This is a genomic window from Capnocytophaga haemolytica (assembly GCF_001553545.1).
GTDB lineage: Bacteria > Bacteroidota > Bacteroidia > Flavobacteriales > Flavobacteriaceae > Capnocytophaga > Capnocytophaga haemolytica.
The window spans coordinates 1341398-1359379 of the sequence record NZ_CP014227.1 but is presented as its reverse complement, the minus strand read 5'-3'; the positions used below and the strand labels follow the sequence as shown (position 1 = coordinate 1359379).

The window sequence follows — 17982 nt, the reverse complement described above, 5'->3', positions numbered from 1 at the left end:
TTATAAAATGTTTTATTTATGGAATTTTTACGTGTGTGACTGCCTATTTTAAGCTGTCGAGTTTCCCCTGCGATTTGAGGAGTTCGATCTCAGCCAGCTTATATTCGAGCAGGGCGTTGGTGTAGCTATTCTTCGCATCCGACAACGAACGCTCTGACGCCAGCAGATCGGTGAGCGAAGCCAAGCCTTGCTTGTAGTTGTTTTGTGTGTTGGTAAGTACATCCTCTGCCAGCTTCACATTCTCCTTTTGTGACTGTATTGTCAGCAAATTGTTCTGTATCTTGCTGGTAGCGTTCTTGTAAGCCAAGTCCATTGCAAGGCGGGTATCCTTCAGATCTTGGTCGAGGGCGGTCATTTCTATCTGCGCCTGTCGTATCTTTGCACGTGTGCCAAAGCCTGAAAAGATAGGTACGTTCAGCCCAAGGGTAATGGCAGAGTAGTCGCCCCAATACACCTTATCCTTCTCTCCGTAGAATAGTGGTGCCTTGGGTCCCATCCCGAGCCAACCGTAAGTACCTTGCAAAGCCAGTGAAGGGTAGAGTGCCGCACGCTGAACCTTCACATTCAAATCGAGCAACTGACGTTGCTTTTCAAGTACTTGCAGCTCAATGCGCTTATCGGTATTGCCTTGTTCGAAAGCCAATTCATAGTTAGCTTCGAAGCCTTCCTTAGGTAGTGTGATGGTTTCCTCCATTGGCATTCCGATCATATATTTAAGGGCATTCTCCGAAAGCTGCAGTCCGTTGAGGGCTTGTTGCCTTGCCGACTTGAGGTTGTTCAGCGCTACTGTGGTGCGATCCACGTCGATCTTTTTAGCCAAACCTGCTTTGTAAGAGCCTTCTACCACGCTGGCAGTCTTCTCAGTCAATGCGATGTTGCTCTCTATATTCTCCAGTGATTGTCGCGTTTGATACACTTGATAATAGGCTTGAGCTACTTTCTCAATCACCTGCGTCTCAGTAAGCTGCTGGTTGAGCATATAGAACTCTCTGGTGGTGCGTGCTGCTTTCAGCCCCATAAACACGCTTTGGTTGAAGAGCACCTGCGTGAGCTTTGCCCCAGCATTAGCGCTCCATTTCTGTCCCATCTCCATTTTGATGACCTTGTCAGAGGCGGGCATTCCAGGCATAGCAAACGTGCTTGCATCGATATAAGTAGCTTGTATTTTAGGGTTGTAAATCATTGCTCCCGTGGCTGAGAGGTTAGGCAGGGCGTTGGCACGCACTTCTTGTATCTTGTACTTACTCTTCTCAACCTCCAAACGTGCCTTTTCGGCGTCTGCTTTGTTCACTAAAGCATAGCGAATTGCCTCTTTAAGAGTGATTTCTTTCTGCTGTGCCCAACTGCTTGCCACACAGCACAGAGCTATGGTTACGATAATTCTTTTCATTCTTTTTTTATCTATTATAATTCCTTATTATGTTATATTTCTCAATCACACGGTCTAACTCTCTAAGCCCTTGCTCATTGGAGAGAATTCGCAGACAGTATTCGAATAGTGAGTTCAGCGTTTCCCAATAACTAAAACGCGTCTCAGGGAAATTGTCTGAGAGTATCCTTATATGCTGAAAAGTACTGTAAAACGCCAAGAAAAAAGCCCTATTGATATCCTCTCGGAACAAACCTTCGCGCTGCCCTCGTTCAATGAGCTCCTCGACATCTCTCTTGTTGCGCTCCATCACATAGGTCTCAAACTTAGCGTAGAGCTTAGGATAATACTTCTGCAATTCCCTTTTCGGTTTGGCACTGTTAATCTTAAAAATCTCTTGGCATTTTCCAATATTTGCAAATATATTCTCAATCACGTTACTCTCCCCTGCAAACATATCAATACTATTTTCTGTGGCAATCACGTGATCAAGACAAGCCTCTGCAAGGTCAGCCTTCGATTGGAAGTGTTCGTACAATGTCTTTTTCGACATCCCCAGCTTATGCGACAAATCATCCATTGTAAAGGTCTTAAACCCGTATTGAATAAAGTCCTCCAAAGCTCTTTTAATAATTTGCTCTCTCATATTACATTCAATTTCGGGCGCAAAGGTACGTAAAAAACTTTATACACAAAAAACGTTTCCAAAACTTTAAGAAGAATTTAACATTTTAGGGGTTAGAAAAATAGAAATGAGAAATGAGAAGTGAGAAGTCAGAAATCAGAGGTCAGAAATGAGAAGCAAGCAGCGAGAAGCCAGCTACTGACTTCTGACCCCTGACTTCTGGCGAAGCCCTCTACTCATTACATTTAGCAGCCCTCTGCACTCCTGCTCATCTGCCTCAAAGCCTTTGATGTGTTGCATAGCTTGCAGGACAGCTTCTTTTGTAGGGGCAGTGGCGATAGCCTCTGATAGGGCAGCGAAGATCTCCCTATCGGCTTTACGGGGCTGATGCGTAAAGAGCTTATTGGTTGCTGAGAGGAAGTAGTACAACTCAAGCAGCCCCCCGCTGTACAGTGCGCCTTCCTCAAAATAGTAGGGGATAAAGCCGTTGTAATCCCTGATATGGGTGCGGCGACACCTACAAACAGCACACGCCGATTGAGGGTCGGCGGCATCAATAGGCATAAAGGTGTGTTCAGGTATATCGCGTATCTTTTTGAGGGCAGCCAAGCCTGACCGCCATAGCATATGCCCTGTACTCAGGCTCACCAAAAACAGATCGGTGTACTTCTGCTCATCAGCCTTGGCGTATTCCTCAAAGAGAAGCCCTACCAGCTCATCGTGCGTAAAGATGCGTGCCCCTGAGAGCACCCGCTCATAAGGCAGCGGCACCCCTGAGTTTTCCCACGCCTCGTAGGGTATGGCACTGTCCAAGAAATCGTAAAACCGCAACACCTCGTGATAGCTAAACGCACTTGAGAACTGCACAAGGCTATCCGTAAACGTCTCCTCGCGGTCGCCATCAGGAATATCAAAGAACCACCACAAGTATTTCCCCTCAAACTGCAATATCAAATTATAAATATCCTTCTCTACAAACACCTCCCCCAACCGCTCAATAAAAGCGGCTTCATCAATCGCCTTAGGAGTCTTAATAAGTACACTCTTGGACATATATTTAGAAATTAGCGAATAGGAATTAGGAATTAGAAGTCAGAGTGAGCTATCTTCTCATTGCTTGTTTCTTACTTCTGTTTTGGCAAAAGTACGAAATATTTTAAAAGTGAGAAATAAGAAGTCAATGACCTATCTCTAATTGTTTAATAAGTCTTTATGAAATAGCAGAAAACACTGTGATAAGTCTTTATGAAATAGCAAAAAACAACCAGAAAAGTCTTTATGAAATATTATTTTAGTATCTTTGCAGCCTCAATACGAAACACACATAAGAATATGTATTATAAAAGAATCATAGACACCCATCTTCAAGAGTGGGCAACAAGTACCGACCGAATGCCTATACTGCTCAGAGGAGCACTACAAATAGGTAAATCCACAGCTGTAAGACACCTCGCCGAGCAATTCGAACACTATGTAGAAGTTAATTTTGAGTTCAAACCCGATTTTATAGGCTTATTTAAGAAGGATTTAGACGTCAAACGTATCATTGAAGAGATTGAAGTTATAGCAAACACACCTATTGAGGCAGGGAAAACACTTTTATTTCTTGATGAAGTAAAATAACACGCTTTATTCTCTTAACAATCAACAACCTACAAAATTCAGTGGTAACCACAGTGGTAAGTTCTCCCTTAAAATAAACCTTCTTCACTACCCTACTTCACTTTTATTCCGTGCAACTTGATTTCCTCAAACGAGTTCTTGATATTTGCCATATCTTTGCTCATTTGGTGAAGGGTGTAAGTGTTAGCGTCGATATTTGCCAAATGGAACAGCGATTTTAAAGAGTTCTCGCGGAGGGTGTCGAGATTCTCTTTTGCTTTGAGTGCTGAGGCGGTCATCTTTTTGATTTCCTCGTTACTAACACGTTGCAGCTCTGTCATCAGGGTAAAGCGGGCATTGAGTTCGTTAGCTGTATCCTGCCCCATAGCTTGGAAGCCTTTGGTTTGGGCGGTGCGCTGTTTAGTGTCGTCAGGAGCAATACCTAAATCCTTTTCCATTTTTTGCCATTCTTTAAACCAAAATTCAGCTCCTCTCACTCTGTTTTCTAACGCTCCTTTTTCTGAGGCTAACAACGTTTGTAAACTCCTCATTTTCTCACTGTCTGCATTATTGCTTCCTATAATTCCCTTTGCCTTATTTGCTATTTCTTCTAACTTATCTTTAAAGAAACTTTCTAATATAAGCTGCTTACCTATTTTTGAAACAATCTTCTCTACGGCTGTTCCAAAGTATTTCATAGCGTCCTCACCTTGCCTTACAGCGTCCCAAGCCGCGTCAATAAGGTCGTTACCAAATTCTCCAAATACGTCTTTGAAGTATTTGTTTATATCTTCTCGGAGCTTATTAATTTGTTCTTGCTCTGCGACCATCTTTTTTAATTGTTCAAGGTGCTCATCTCGAACTAACTCCTGCTTTATAAGATTTTTGGCGAGTTCTACATTAATATCCCCTTCTTTGGTTACAATCTCTTTGTATTTATCGAGTATATCTTTATGATGGTCAGTTGTTTTTTTCCACCAACTTTTTATTCCTCCGTGAGTTTCTACCCAATCTAATACTCTTATGCCACGAAGTTCATTGTTTATCTTGTTCTTCATATCTGCTGACAGCCTCGAAAGCTCTTGCATTTGTTTACGTGCTCTCTCTATTTTCTTATCTTCAAATACTTCTTTGTTGTTTTCTTTGTAAATGTATTCGTCTGACCATTTTTGTTGTTGTAGGAATAGAGCAGTGTCTTTTGCATACTGTGCCACTCTTGCGGCCTCCTCACGGGCTTCTGCCATATTGTTTATAGCACTTTTGATACCGCCGATGGCTAAACCAACGACTGCGCCGATGGCGGCTCCAATAGGTCCTGCGGATGAACCAGCAGAGACAGCCGTACCTAATGTTGCTCCTAAGCCTGCAAATGATGCTGCACCGCTGAGCATATTAGTCATAGATTGCCCTAATATGTTGGCTTGTTTGAGACCACTACCCCCAAACATTGAATATAAGTCGCCTACGAAGCTGGTGAGCGAACCTGACATATTGCTGAGACTTCCTAACCCTTTAACAAAGCGATTTGCTGCCTCTCCTTTCTCCACTCCTTTGCCGCCGAACATTGTTTTAATATCCTGTGCGAATTGTTGGAAGAATGGACGTGTGTCTCTTAGTTTTTCTTTGAGTTGTTCAAGGCGGTTCGTATATGCTGCAAGGTTGTCAGGGTCGAGTTCATCTTTTACTTTTGCGAACTCTTCCGTTGCTGCTTTAAAGAGTTCTTCAAGGTCTTTAAGGCTCTTTTTACTGAAATCCTCAAAGAGGCGTCCAACAATTTTACCTTCTGCTTTGTATTTCCTTTGGAGTTCGAAGAGTTCTTTGTTTTGGGCTTTTTTGCTTTCAGCGAGGCGTTGTTTAAGGGTTTCACCTGTGAGCTGTTTTTCTAATGCGGCGCGCTCTTCTGCATACTTTTTGTTAATGGAGGCTTCTTCTTCGGCGTAGGTTTTGTACTTGTCGAGGAGTGCTTGGTATAGTTTGTCCTGCGCTTGGAGCTTTTCAGCTTCGTTGTAGTTACGCATTTGGGTAAACTCGCCTTTGGTTGCTTCATCGAGTTGTACGACAGAAGGGTCAAAGCCTTTGGCGTTACCGTGCTCGTATTCGTATTGTTTTTTTCGCTCGGCAATGAGTGTAGCGAGGGCGTCCTGTTCAAGTCGCTGGATGTTGATTTTGCGTTGCTCATAACGGAGACGAATAAGTTCGTCTTCTTTGTCATATCCTTCCTCTAATTGCTGTATGCGTTGTTCTTCATTAGCAAAATGAAGGTCTTCCTGTTGTCGCTCAATACGGCGTTTTTCTGCCTCAATGTCGTAGGGCGTTTTTTCAGCTTTTGTGGTTTTAGTGCCGCCTTTCTTAGTGCTTTTGGTTTCGAGTTTTTCGATTTGAGTGTTTACAGCTTTGAGGGCGGCTTCTTGCTCGGCTAATTGTTTATTTAGGGTTTCATCATTGACGTTAGCTCCTTTGGCTGTTAGTTGTGCCTTGATATTGTTTATGCCCTTCTGCAACTCAGCTCTTTTCTTTAAGAGGTCGTCAAAGGTAGTAATTTGTGCTTTTGAGACTTTAAGGAAGCTATCTGTTTTTTGATTGATAAGCCCTAAATCTTTGAAGTCGAATTGTTCGTAGCCTGTGGACTGAAAGGCTGGCATTGTGAGAGGTATTTGCTTTTGACCTACTCCAACTTGTGCGTTCTTACGGCGGTTGATTTCCTCGCGGATGAGTGCTTGCTGGCGTCTCTGCTCTTCGGGGGATAGGTTAGAGAGTTCGTTTATCTTATTCTGTGTTTTTGTCCACGCTGTGGCTCGGCGGGCTTTGGCAAGTTCGGCTTCTACTGCTTGTATTTCTTTGTCTTTTTTGTAGGCACTATAAAGGTCTGTGCCGTTTGCATTTGCTGAGCTGTCTTTGAGTGTTTTTAGTCTATCCTCTAACCTTCTTACATAGTCTTCTTTACGCTTCGCATCGCTTTCATCTATATCGGCGTATGCTTTTTGGCGAGCCTCTCCTATTTTATTGAGGAGTTCGGCTTCGGTTTGATACTGCTTGAATATAGCGGGGTAGAGGGCTTGCAATTTTAGGAGTGCTTGGTTTTGCTCGCCTCGTGATTTGGTCTCGTCTTTGAGGGTGCTGAGGAGGTCATCGACTTGTTGGCGTTCTTTGTCGCGAAGGTCGGAGAGTTTGCTCATTTCCTTGTTGAAGCTCTCTTGTGCTTGTTCGGCGGCAGTGGTAGCGTTGGAGAACTGCCAAATAGCTGCAATTAGCCCTACAACGGCTGCTGCTACAAGGGTGTAGGGATTAGCGAGCATTGCTTTGGTGAGGCTATTTTGTGCGAGCATTGCTTGGATAGTAGCGCGTATTTGGAGCTTTTTAGTCGCTGCATCTATTACTCCGTATTTGGTTACTATCTGCTGAGCTACACCCTGAGCTATGAGAGATGCTTTGTAAGTACCATAAGTGGCAACAAGTACCGATATTACTTTACCTACTTGCTTATAATGCTCAACGAGGTAGGCGACGCCTGAGATGGCTGAGGATATAGTGCCTTCGGTGGCTTTGCCCATTTCGTTAAACATCTGTTCGATGTTGTCTTTAAGGTTGGAGATTTGCCCTCCAAGTGATTTGCTTTGCTCGGCGGTGAGGTTGTAGAATAGCCCACCCTGATTGGTCATATTCTGAAATACTTGTTGTATCTCAGAAAAGCCTATTTTGCCAGCGGTTACCATATCCTTGATTTCGTTCTCAGCTTTGCCTGTTACTTTGGATAGCTCGGCGATGATAGGGATACCTGCGTTGGTGAATTGGTAGAGGTCGTTGGTGAGTAGTCGCCCTTGTGCTTTTACTTGTCCGTATACGTGGATAAGCTGGGACATAGGCACAGAAAGCCCCGCCGCTACGTCTCCCATACGTCGGAGGGTGTCAGTTACTTGTTCGGCTGGTATTTGGAAGGCGAGCAGTCGTTTTGCACCTTCTGCTACTTCTGTCATTGAGAAAGGTGTGTGTGCGGCGAGGTCTACCATCTCAGCCATTAGCTTGTTTGCCTTGTCCTTGCTTTGTAGCATTGTAGCGAATGAGATTTCGAGGCGCTGGAACTCATCGCGTACGTTCACGAGTTGTGAGACGAATTGTTGTGCGCCTCCGAGCACGAAGAGTGTGCCAGCTACTCGCTTTACATTTCTTAATGCGTCTGCAAGGGCTTGGGCTTCTCTGGTGGCTTTGGGAGCGTCTGGTATTTTGGGGATTTCAGGTGTAGGAATGTTAGGTTTGTTGAATTTCTCCTCTAATTCCTTGAATTTACGCTCTATTTCTTTTAAATTGTCTTGAAATTTCTTAGTATCTAATCCTATTTCAAAATTGATGCTTCCTTCGTTATTATTCATAATTATTTGCTTGTATTAGGAGTTTGTTTCTTCTGTGATAACTTGTTCACGGCGGTCGATGACTTCGATTTTGAAGGCGGGGGCGATACTGCCGCCGTTAGTGGTTATATCCACATTCTCGCCAAATCCTTCTTTGCGTCCAAGTGTGCTCATTAGGTAGCGTACCATTCCGCTATCGGGGCGCTCTGTCCAACCTATGATTTTACCTTGTTCGTCATAAATTGGTATACCTCGTGCGAGTACTCGGGAAATGGATATGCATTCATCGAGTATTTTGCCGCGCTGGTCGTCAATGACGGCTTGGAAGTCGGGGTCTGCTTTGCCCCATTCGTATACTGTTAGCCTATTAACGCCAAAGGTGCGGGCTATGGACGAGATGTTGCCGCCGCACTTTTCTACTACTTCTGTAAATTTTCTGAGTGTAGGTTTTTTGCTGTTTTTGGGTGCTTTTCTATTGGTACTCATAGGGATTGTTTGTTTTATTATGTTATTCTATGATACTGAGGACGTCTTCCCCTTTGGCAAATCGGCTGTCGGGATCGATGCCCAGCAGTTCGCAAAAGTCGCTTTTAGCTTGGTGAGAGGTGAATGATAGGGTAAGGTATGCTTCTTCATTACGCCCTCGCTCTATGGCTTGTTCTCGGATTTGCTGCTTCATTGCTTTGACTTTTTCTTTCTTGTCCTCATAGGAGGGTTCTTCTGAGGTGCGAGCCGCACGAGCGTTTTCTGCGGGTGTGGGAGTTATGAAATCGTCTATGGTTTCAACCACAGGAGGTACATCAGTAGCTATAAGAGCAGAAATAGCCGACAAGTCTTCATCGGATAATCCTATGTTCTTGTAGTCTATTTCATCAATATAGGCGGCTACAAGGGCATAATCGGCGCGGGTATTTCCGAGTGCTTCGTAGGTCATTTGCTCTTTTTCGGTTTTGGGGTCAAACTCCACGACTTCTACTTTTACCTGGTAGTCGGTAGCGGGGGTGCCATCGTATTTGTAATACAAGTCCATAGCCATTAGGCGGCGGTGCCCGTCAATGAGGTTGCCGCTGGTTTTGTTCCACTTGATGCCTCCGTTAAAGCCTACTTTTTTGAAGTTTGCGAGTTGTTCTTTTATCTTTTTGTCGGTGTGCTTTTTAGGGTTGTAGGGATTGAGATGTATTTGGGAACGTTGTATGGTTTGGGTTTCACTCTGTTTTAGTTCTTTCATAGTCGTACTCATATAATATTCGTTCTGTGAGTGGATACTCGTTGATTATCTTTTGGAGGTCGCGCGGGTAGTGGTTGCGGAGGAATAATAAGTATTCAAGGTCATTTATGCTTGTGCCTGATGACTGACTATTCCCGTAACGTTCGGGTGGTATGAGGTTGTTGGTTTCGATGTAATGGAGTATGTCTTTGTTTTTGTATTTGGATAGTGGATAGCACTTTTTGTTTTTTTCGTTGATGGCTTCAAGCTCGTAGGTGCGCAGCATTATACGGCGGTTCATACTATCGGATTGTTTAAAGCCAAATACAGCCCACTCAATGCCTGTGCGTGTGCGGATGCTATCGGTGAGGTCGGCGAGTGTGTAGAGTTTTTGCTTTTCGTTCTGCTTGCAACCTAAATAGCCTGCTTTGATGTATGAGAATACGGCAAAGTGTGGTATTTGTATGATTTTTGCTTTTGGGTACTTCTCGTTGATGTAGTTCATATATCGGTTGATGTGGTCGAGGTTAGGGACTACGTACATAAATACACAGGTTACCTCGAAGTGGGGGTATAAGAGGTTAAGCAAAGCGATACTATCTTTGCCACTCATTGAGTGAAATAGTACCACTTTGCTTGTTTTTTGAGCGAGTTGCTCAATGACTTGGTGTGCGTGGTTGAGTTGCATAGTGTATTAACTATTTTCCGAAACTACGGTCTAATCTCTTATTGGTAGTCCCAAATGAAGATAACTTACCATATTCGAAGTCTCTTTTTGTTCGATACACTTGCCTCTTACCACCTGTCCAACGTACTGCGTAAGGTTCTGGCATAACATTAAATATTAAATAATTAAACAATAAATACAAAAAGAGGTTACACACTACCTTTGCAGCGTGTAACCTCTCTATTAGGTTCTCTTATATTAGTCTGTTTTTGTAGCTTTATGCAAGCCCTCGATGAGATACAACCCCTTTTAACTCAATCGCAAAGAAAGCAGGTGTCCCATCTTCGTTGTCATCGTGTCCATTTGCTTTGTATTCTTTATAGCTTTCTTCAAGGTCGTGAAAATTGAGTTCTTTACTGAGAAATTCCATATCGTCGTCTGTAAACCACAACATAAATATTTGTTCTATCTCAGCTACTAAGTCCCAAGAGTTGTTATAGTTGGTGAAATAGATATACTTTGTATCTTTATATATCTTATCACATTCAGCGACCCCATTTTTATCTATATACTCAAAGTCGGGTTCTTCCATCTTTTTGAGGTATACTTTTTCTTTCTCAGGGTCGATAAACATATCCCCGTATGTTTTACTGAAATCTCGTATTTCGATTTTCTTAGTGCCTTTTAGTATATCGAGGGCGTTTGTTTTTCTCATAATGAGCCGATACGCCTCTACGTCTTTGCCGTTTACTTTTATTGTCATTGCTTTGTCTTTTTATAGGTTTGGTTCTTCTGAGTGCTGGCTTTTACGGTCGTACCAAGTAACGTACCAGCCCCCTACAATTGCGATTAGGCAAATAAAGCCTGAAAATAATAATATGCCCATAGTTCTATCTTTTTTTGTTATTTGTTCGTTTGTTATTCTTCTGAGGGTCTTTTTTTTGCTTGTGGTTCTTTGAGCAAAAACAAACCTACTGCCATTGTGATAAAAACAGCTAAAACGCCGCCTATATAGGCGTATATGCTATTTTCTGTACTGACTAATGTGTTTGATATAAACACTGCTGTTACAATGTATTTGGCTATATCTAACAGCCACTTACCAAATTCTTTTTTCATAATGCGAATGGTAATTGTTTAAATACACCGCAAAGATACAACTTTTTATTGAGGTGTGCAAATATTTAAGTAATTATTTTGCGGTGTATGTTTTTAGTGTTATGCTAATTGTATGATATTGAACTTTTTAAAGCAACGCCACTGGTGGCATTCTGTATCGAAATAGACCTGAACGGTGTCGTTTGGTTTGCGGTTGTTAGTGGTGCTGGTTTGGGGTGTTAGTGCCTCTGAGAGTGTGCCCCAAGCCTCGCGAATTGTGCCGTCTACTTTTTGGAAATAGAAGCGTACGATGCTCTTTTGCATTGCTTTTTTGAGTTTGTAGTTTGCCCACGCTTTTTTGAGGCATTCTGAGAATGCGATGTGGGTTTGGCGAAAGAACTGCCAAGCGAGGCGCATAATGGTTTTTAAATCGTTTTTCATTGTGTGTAAAATATTAAATGTTAGACATTAATAGTTCTTTTGCTTTATCAGCGTGTATTTTAATTTTACCAAGTTCGTAAAATAAGTGTAGTTGAGTTTGCCACTCAACGAGAAGTTCTAATGCTTTGAGGTCGTAGCGCATTTTTGTTTGATACTCATTAGGCAACTTGTCTATAAGTATATTCAGACAATCGAATAAGTGTGCTTTTTTTCTTGGCAAGTTTTGCGTTTGTCCTCAATGCCTTCTCTTATATTATCTATTTTTTGTATGCATTCTAATACTGATGCTGTTAAATCGTTTTTCATCGTGTTTGTTATTTGTTTGTTATTTGTTATTTGGTGGTGGTTGGTTAATGGTGGGTGTATTAACTACTTTTTAAGAGGTTGTGAATAAACAATCTGCCTTTCTCAGTCCATACAGTGAGCATTGAGGTATGCTCTTTGCCTTCATTGCTGACAAATGTACGGGTGATGGTTTTTGTGTAACCTTTGTCCTGATGCTGACTATAAAGCACCCACACGCCACTTTGATTGTACTGCACCCCTAATTGATGCAAACGCTGGTTGAGTTTTATAGCACTCATACCTAACTCTTTTGCGATTAAGGTAGTAGGGTATGTGCTTTCTGATTGTAGCACGTTATCAAAGTAGGCTACCTTTGGGGCTTGCTTTTTCAGTTCAGCGGCTTGCAACTCTAACCGCTCAGCTTGCATTGCTGCTAATCGCAAAGCTTCTGCGAATGTTTGCGGTATAGCTGGCGGGGGCGTTTGTGCCTTTTCTTCAAGCTCTGCCCATCGGCGATTGACTTTTATACGCAACTCAGCACTATAACCCGTTAAAAGGTCGAGCGTCTGCATTTTGGTTAATCTGAACTCTCTGTGCTGCTGGTTACCCGTATTAGGGTGGGTGTAATACCCCTCCCCAATTTTGGGGAGGGCTAACTTTTCATAGCTATTATTCAGATTTTCAACGTCTCTTATTACGTGGTCGTGCCTCTTATTTGTCAGTTCTGCGATTTCGCGGCTTGACATTGTTTGTGGTGCACTTGCTTCGAATTTTACTAACTCTTTCATAATACTATATATTGCTAAGGGTTAATAATTCTTTTGTGTAATAGATGAAGTCCTCTAAGTTACAGAAGTCTCTCGGGGTGATGCACTCAGATAGTACGCCGTCAATGGTCATTAGTTGCCAAACGAAGGGTAATAAGTCCATTTGGTGCTCGTCTGGTAGTTTGCCAATTGCCTCTGAAAGCAAGTTAAAAAGGTGCTTTTTTGTGCTGTTAAGATTATACACCTTAGTTTCTAATTCTGAGCCGATGCGTTCAACCTTTGGTAAGAGTTCTAAGATTGAAGCGGCTGCCTCGCTGTGCACCTCGTTACTAACATTTGCGATTGGTGCGGTTGTTTGGTTTTTAGACATTTGTTTATAAAATATTTAACGGCGTGAGTAGGTGCTGTCTAAAAACCGAGTTTATTCGTTTTTGCTACATATTACTATATAGCTACACCCTCACGCCGTGAGTTATTAAATATTATATTTTCTTAATATTAAGGTATAAATACCTTCTCAGTTTTTAGACGCTGCAAAGGTACGAATAATTTTTAACGTGTCAAGTATTTTAGCAAAAAAGTTTGAAAAAATTTTGTTATATATTTAACAGACGACTATAAGTAGTTGTAATGTAGTGAGTTGTAAATATATAAACTCAGTTGTTAAGTAGTACTTAAATACTGAATAAGAGCACAAAAAAAGCACCACATACATACGTATATAGTGCTTTTAAGGTGTAAAATTAAAACTACAATCTATATCAGGCAAAGGCTACTGAATTGAACTCTTTTGCCAATCTATGCAAGCCCGTTTCTATTTTTGCGGCTTTGCTGTCAGTAAGAGGTACAAGCCCCGCACTGAGTTTGCGCATTGAGCTTTCATTCATACCTATATAGTGGGCAAAGGCGGTTTTATTGAGCATATAAAAGTGCTCAAAGAACTGCACTATATCCAAATAATACACAGGTGTTGCGGTGCGTAATGCAGCAGCTTCCTCGTGCCGTCCTTTTTCATCTAAAAAATCGGCTTGGATATTAATCACATCGGCTACATTTTCACGAAGTTCGCTAAAATCGCTGCCTACGGTAAATATTCCTTCTTCGTCAGGAGCGTACACGCTATAACCTGTATTTGTCCTTTCTACAATAATTTTAATTTTCTTTTTCATTGCTGTAATTCATTTGTGTTTGTTGTTATTCTTTTTTGAGTTGGGAGTTATAGAAGTCCTGCCAACTTCAATATTGCCCTTTCTGTACCTTTGGCGACTTCCTTAGTTTGGTGTCGCTCTAAGGGAATTTGTTTGTCGCTGTCTTTGTGGCGATAGATGTCGTGGTTTGAGCCACTGCGGTATAAATACCATCCTGCTTTTTCTAATTTCCGTCTTAACTCTGATACCTTCATTTGCTTGCTGTTTTAACTTCACACTGCAAAGATAGGAACGTTTTTGTTCCTACGCAAGTTTTTTGTAAAGTATTTTGTTGTATTTGTAACATATTAATGCAAGTAATTGATTTTAAACACTAAAAAGCCACTGCGTTTATAGGTATGCAGTGGCTTTCCGTAACAATGAAAAAATAACAACAAACGATGTCTTTAAATCTTTGTTATAGGAAGGTTGAATACTTCGTTAAGTACGTGCGCGGGGTATGTCTTTACATATCCGAATCGTGGGTCGGTGATGTTATCAGTAGGGATATTGCGCTCTTTGCATATTTTGGTAGCCTTGCGCCCCAAAGAGCTGGCAAGTTGTCGCCCGCAGTCGATTTTATGGAGTGCGGCATATCCTGCTACTGAGAAGTATTCAGGGCGCGTGGTGAGTTTTGCTTCTATGGTATTTACTTGCTGCTGTACTTGCTGGAGTTTGCGTTCTTGCTCTACTAACATTTGTGCTTGTTGCAAAAGGAACTCAGCGGGTGATAGCTGGCGGGCTTTGTACTTCTTTTCTACTTCAATGAAGTAGCGGCGCGCTTGCTTTCCTCGTTCGTTACCTTCTACCATTGCGATTTCTTTGGCGGTGTCGAGGGTGAGTGCGTATTCTATGAGTGGACGCCCTCCGTTAGGGTTTTCGCCAGAATTGGCGAAAACCTCAAAGTCTATCCCTTCGACAAAATCGTATTTGTTTATACGATCTTTAATCCAGTTAGAGAAGTCTTTGCCTACTTCTAAAAACTTGTGTAATTCACGTGCAGACACTGCTTGCACTCCGTTTTGTTCTGTGATTTTGATTAATTCTTTCATCTTATTTCTCCTCATTAACTGCCTCTAAAATTCTTTTCTCAGCTTCTTTAAAAAGCGCATTATATTCGATGTTAGACATCATTTGCGCGTGCTGTTTTAGATAGTAAGAAGCTGAGGAACTTACAGCACCATAGAACTCTGCCATTTCCTTTTGTGTGGCAAGAGAGTATTTTGCAGCTAATCCGCAAAATAGTTTGAGGTTGTAGCTTTTTTCATATAGTTTGCGATGAGTGGTTTCTTCCACTGCTTTTCTAATTCTTTCAAGCATATTTTGACAATTTTAAATGTTAATGTTTATTTTCTTGCTTTTTTAAAAAGGCTTGTATTTGTGCTTCTGTGATTCCTGCAAAGCTACTTTTCTCGGGTGATGGTGTGAGGTAGGCACTTACAGCTCCTGCGAACTGCTCAAAGCTGTAACAGACTACATAGATGCCGCCGACTGTTTCAACTTGCTGCTGAAAGGCTTTTTGTGCTGCTGTTTGCTTGTTGCGCCCTACCTTCATTTCAATGCAGAGGAACGGGCACGGGTGCGAGGGCACGAGTAGTATTAAATCGGATACCCCCGCCGTTACTCCTTGCAGTTTGAGATTGTGCGCCTCGATGGCGTTACGACTGCCTCCGTTGGGTACGGCAAAGAGCAGGTGTGCATACTCAGGATACTGCAACCTGAACCAGCGCACGCAGGCGGTTTGGAGTTGGGCTTCTTTACTCTTCATCGTTATGTGTTTCATAATATTTTATTAGTCGTTTTTGTGCGTTTAAGGTATTTACAATGCTATTGATATACTCGCCAACGATGGCGTATTCCTCATCGGGCATACGGTAATCGTCTGCCTCGAAGCGTTGGGCTTCTATCCAATCATTTGCCTCTATCATTAACTGCATTTGTGTTTCTTTGAGTGCTTTTATGGTCTCTTTCATTGTTTATGTGTTTTTAGAATGTTATATGGTTTTTGATGATCATAAGTTGCTCACGGTGTTTTAAGAACTCACTTATCACGCGGTTCACTTGGTGCACTGTTACCCCAAGCATCGCCGCTATGGTAGGCGCTCCATTCTCTTTGCAGCTCCTGAACGCCCTTATGATCTGATTTCTCTGCTCTTCTGTTATTGGTTTTAATCTTTTTCTTTTCATCGTTTTATCGTTTTTGTCTGTTTTATTCTTGGTATCTGATATAGCTATTAACAACGGCTTTCCTTACTTTGCCTTGTAGGTAGTTGTTTAATACCCTATCTACGTGCCACGCTGAAACGCCTAACTTCTCAGAAATAACGCGCGTTGTATTTTCATTCTCAGTAAGGAATAAGTCAATGATTTTAGCTTCATCCTCCTGCGTTATGTGTGTCATTTTCCTTCTCTTTCTCATACGTCTATCTGCTGTATCTTATCATTTGCAAAATCTCTGCATCGCTTTTCCCGTGTATTTTCTCATCAATCATTTGCGATAAATCTTTTCCTTCTGTGATGATGCTATCGAAGAAATCGCAAAGTATAATTTCCCTTCCTATTCCTTTGAGCCTTCCATCGTCGTCCATTTGTCCTTCGATGATTTGCTTTATCGTTCGGCGCTCTCTTATATCCGTCATTGCTTGCATCTCACGCCTGAGCGCCTCTTTTGCCCGAAGGGTGATTTGCGCCTTGAACTCTTCCGTATGCTCAGGCAGTAGCCCCAAGTAAAACAATGGCAGGTAGTGCCTAAACGCTGCGAATTGTAGGGACTTGTGTGCTTTGTAATACTCGAAATCATTCATCAGGTAGACGAGAAATGATAATACTTTTTCCTTGTCCGAAAGCTCTTTTTGTGGTAACGCTTTCTTCTCAGGGTCGATGTTATGCACTTTGCGTTTTTCCCGTTTCCATTCTTCGTATTTGCCCAAAATGGTTGCTACGTACTCAGTGGAGAAAAACTGGTAATGTTCTGTTTTTACAGGATATGCCAGTTGCCGTTCGAGCTTGAAGGCGTAGGCGATTTCCTCTAACGACAAGCCTCCAAAGCGGCTAAATATCAAATCTTTAATGTCGTTTTTTGCAAAGTCCTGTATACCCTCTTTGACCCCTGCAAGGGTTGAGGCTTGTGATAGTAGCACCCCGAGCACCTGCACTGTTTCGGGAGTGTTAATTTTTCTGATTTGCGTTTGAGTGAACGAGGCTCGTATAAAGTCAAGCTCCGACTTAGATCCAGCCTGTTGCACTTCTAACAACATCCTCGATTGAGGTTCGCCCAATGCGTTGGGGCTGTTGCTGACTGTTTGTAGCGTTTGTGTTTGTGCTTCCATTTGCTTTTTGTGTTTGTGTGTTATTGTTATCAAAGCCGTTGCGCTCCCAAGTGCGTACAGCAGCCTTCCAGTCTTTCATCTGATTGCGCCCTACCTTCCAGCCGTTGCTTTCATAGTAGTCGAAAAACTTCTGCGCATCTACGTTGTTGCCACGCTCCCAGCAGTAGCCTCTAATCTCCTCGACTGTCGGTTTGCAGAAACGTGCTTTTTTCGGCGTTTTTTCAGTCGAGAGGTATACTTGGTTGCCCTCGCTATCAAACTCGATAATTTCGCCCGTTTCGTGCGTTTTTGCCCCATCGTGGCTATCTTCTGCCCGCTGGCATTCGCTTTCTTTTTTTGGCGCAACTTTTTTTCTTTCATCGCCGAAGGCGTTTAAGCCTGAATTGTCATCGGCGTTTAAATGCTCGTCAAAATTTTCAGTCGGCGGCTCTTTTTTTTGCTCGCGCGTTTTTGCTTCTTTTTTTGAAAAAGAAGAAATAACATTTACATTATCATTTACATTAGGGGTTATCTTGGGGTTATCTTGGGGTTTTTTAGGGGTTATCTTGGGGTTATCTTTGGGGTTATCTTTATCCTCGTTACTCCCTGAATAATAAGGATTTGGCTTTCCCTTCTTAAAATTAGGATTACCCCCTTTTTTCCCGTGTTCTGCGCCCATAACTCCATTCTCATACCTTTTGTTGTTAGCGTCTATTTGTGGCTTTATCAAAGTTACAATCGCCCGTGCGACTGGCTTTAGTTGTTCAGTTGTTTCTCCATATAGGCCGTACTCAATTACGGCTGTGAGCACTTCTCCCTGAACATCTCTCGGCAACTCTTTGATAGCGTCCCAAAAAGAGGCGTAAAAAATAAAACTGTCTCGTTTCATAATAGAATGTACTTTTGTTTAAGATTGTTATTAATTCCCTCCGAATTAAGGTCTGAAATTGCAATCGTCTCTCCGTTAGATAACCTCCTGCCCCCTTTGGGCGTTATCGTGAGTGCTGCCCCTTGCAACTTCCTCGCCAAATCTTAATTGTTGTTATTGTTAAACACTCCCAGCGGGCAGCTTCATTCGCA

At 42.3% G+C, this 17982-nt stretch carries 23 protein-coding genes; 1 reads left to right on the top strand and 22 read right to left on the bottom strand.

Going from position 1 to position 17982, the window contains the following annotated elements:
• Positions 1-43: 43 nt before the first annotated feature.
• From AXF12_RS06070 to AXF12_RS06060, 3 genes are all read right to left on the bottom strand, one after another.
• Positions 44-1390 (bottom strand): TolC family protein, encoded by a 1347-nt coding sequence (locus AXF12_RS06070; protein WP_066429221.1) that lies wholly within the window; start codon positions 1388-1390, stop codon positions 44-46.
• 7 nt (positions 1391-1397) lie between these two features.
• Positions 1398-2015, bottom strand: a complete 618-nt coding sequence (locus AXF12_RS06065) for a TetR/AcrR family transcriptional regulator (protein ID WP_066429219.1) — start codon at positions 2013-2015, stop codon at positions 1398-1400.
• 174 nt (positions 2016-2189) lie between these two features.
• Complete coding sequence (locus tag AXF12_RS06060) at positions 2190-3047, bottom strand: hypothetical protein (RefSeq protein ID WP_066429217.1); 858 nt, start codon at positions 3045-3047, stop codon at positions 2190-2192.
• 279 nt (positions 3048-3326) lie between these two features.
• On the opposite strand from AXF12_RS06060, the gene AXF12_RS06055 reads away from it, so the two are divergent.
• Complete coding sequence (locus tag AXF12_RS06055) at positions 3327-3617, top strand: AAA family ATPase (RefSeq protein ID WP_066429215.1); 291 nt, start codon at positions 3327-3329, stop codon at positions 3615-3617.
• A gap of 92 nt (positions 3618-3709) precedes the next feature.
• On the opposite strand, the gene AXF12_RS06050 is transcribed toward AXF12_RS06055, so the two are convergent.
• From AXF12_RS06050 to AXF12_RS05960, 19 genes are all read right to left on the bottom strand, one after another.
• Positions 3710-7963: a tape measure protein gene (locus tag AXF12_RS06050; protein WP_066429214.1), complete on the bottom strand. Its 4254-nt coding sequence runs from the start codon at positions 7961-7963 to the stop codon at positions 3710-3712.
• A 15-nt stretch (positions 7964-7978) separates the two neighbouring features.
• Positions 7979-8428 (bottom strand): hypothetical protein, encoded by a 450-nt coding sequence (locus AXF12_RS06045; RefSeq protein WP_074860698.1) that lies wholly within the window; start codon positions 8426-8428, stop codon positions 7979-7981.
• 22 nt (positions 8429-8450) lie between these two features.
• On the bottom strand, positions 8451-9170 hold the full coding sequence (locus AXF12_RS06040) for a ParB N-terminal domain-containing protein (protein WP_066429213.1): 720 nt from the start codon (positions 9168-9170) through the stop codon (positions 8451-8453).
• Positions 9148-9837, bottom strand: coding sequence for a phosphoadenosine phosphosulfate reductase domain-containing protein (locus AXF12_RS06035; RefSeq protein WP_066429212.1), 690 nt, complete (start codon positions 9835-9837; stop codon positions 9148-9150). Before AXF12_RS06035 ends, AXF12_RS06040 begins: the two co-directional genes overlap by 23 nt.
• Positions 9838-10093: 256 nt before the next feature.
• Complete coding sequence (locus AXF12_RS06030; RefSeq protein ID WP_066429210.1) at positions 10094-10579, bottom strand: hypothetical protein; 486 nt, start codon at positions 10577-10579, stop codon at positions 10094-10096.
• 155 nt (positions 10580-10734) lie between these two features.
• Positions 10735-10935 carry a DUF6722 family protein gene (locus AXF12_RS06025; protein WP_066429208.1) on the bottom strand — a complete coding sequence of 67 codons (201 nt, stop codon included), beginning with the start codon at positions 10933-10935 and terminating at the stop codon, positions 10735-10737.
• A gap of 99 nt (positions 10936-11034) precedes the next feature.
• Positions 11035-11355: an SH3 beta-barrel fold-containing protein gene (locus AXF12_RS06020; RefSeq protein WP_066429205.1), complete on the bottom strand. Its 321-nt coding sequence runs from the start codon at positions 11353-11355 to the stop codon at positions 11035-11037.
• A gap of 365 nt (positions 11356-11720) precedes the next feature.
• A complete protein-coding gene (locus AXF12_RS06010) occupies positions 11721-12428 on the bottom strand; it encodes a phage regulatory protein/antirepressor Ant (RefSeq protein WP_066429201.1) in 708 nt (235 codons plus the stop codon).
• 4 nt (positions 12429-12432) lie between these two features.
• A complete protein-coding gene (locus tag AXF12_RS06005; protein ID WP_066429199.1) occupies positions 12433-12777 on the bottom strand; it encodes a hypothetical protein in 345 nt (114 codons plus the stop codon).
• 391 nt (positions 12778-13168) lie between these two features.
• Positions 13169-13576 carry a hypothetical protein gene (locus AXF12_RS06000; RefSeq protein WP_066429197.1) on the bottom strand — a complete coding sequence of 136 codons (408 nt, stop codon included), beginning with the start codon at positions 13574-13576 and terminating at the stop codon, positions 13169-13171.
• A 47-nt stretch (positions 13577-13623) separates the two neighbouring features.
• A complete protein-coding gene (locus AXF12_RS05995; protein WP_066429196.1) occupies positions 13624-13809 on the bottom strand; it encodes a type II toxin-antitoxin system HicA family toxin in 186 nt (61 codons plus the stop codon).
• Between the two features lie 192 nt (positions 13810-14001).
• A complete protein-coding gene (locus AXF12_RS05990) occupies positions 14002-14646 on the bottom strand; it encodes an antA/AntB antirepressor family protein (RefSeq protein ID WP_066429194.1) in 645 nt (214 codons plus the stop codon).
• A gap of 1 nt (position 14647) precedes the next feature.
• On the bottom strand, positions 14648-14914 hold the full coding sequence (locus tag AXF12_RS05985; RefSeq protein WP_066429193.1) for a hypothetical protein: 267 nt from the start codon (positions 14912-14914) through the stop codon (positions 14648-14650).
• Between the two features lie 19 nt (positions 14915-14933).
• Complete coding sequence (locus AXF12_RS05980; RefSeq protein WP_082752977.1) at positions 14934-15377, bottom strand: VRR-NUC domain-containing protein; 444 nt, start codon at positions 15375-15377, stop codon at positions 14934-14936.
• A complete protein-coding gene (locus tag AXF12_RS05975) occupies positions 15352-15567 on the bottom strand; it encodes a hypothetical protein (protein WP_066429191.1) in 216 nt (71 codons plus the stop codon). Before AXF12_RS05975 ends, AXF12_RS05980 begins: the two co-directional genes overlap by 26 nt.
• Before the next feature lie 13 nt (positions 15568-15580).
• Entirely contained in the window at positions 15581-15781 is a 201-nt protein-coding gene (locus AXF12_RS12085; protein ID WP_143324998.1) for a hypothetical protein, read from the bottom strand.
• A 22-nt stretch (positions 15782-15803) separates the two neighbouring features.
• The gene (locus tag AXF12_RS05970) at positions 15804-15995 is read right to left on the bottom strand and encodes a hypothetical protein (protein WP_143324999.1); all 192 of its coding nucleotides are present in this window, start codon (positions 15993-15995) and stop codon (positions 15804-15806) included.
• Between the two features lie 22 nt (positions 15996-16017).
• Positions 16018-16923: a hypothetical protein gene (locus AXF12_RS05965; RefSeq protein WP_143325000.1), complete on the bottom strand. Its 906-nt coding sequence runs from the start codon at positions 16921-16923 to the stop codon at positions 16018-16020.
• Positions 16820-17791, bottom strand: coding sequence for a DUF6291 domain-containing protein (locus AXF12_RS05960; protein WP_066429183.1), 972 nt, complete (start codon positions 17789-17791; stop codon positions 16820-16822). The genes AXF12_RS05965 and AXF12_RS05960 overlap by 104 nt, the downstream gene beginning before the upstream one ends.
• Between the last annotated feature and the right edge of the window lie 191 nt (positions 17792-17982).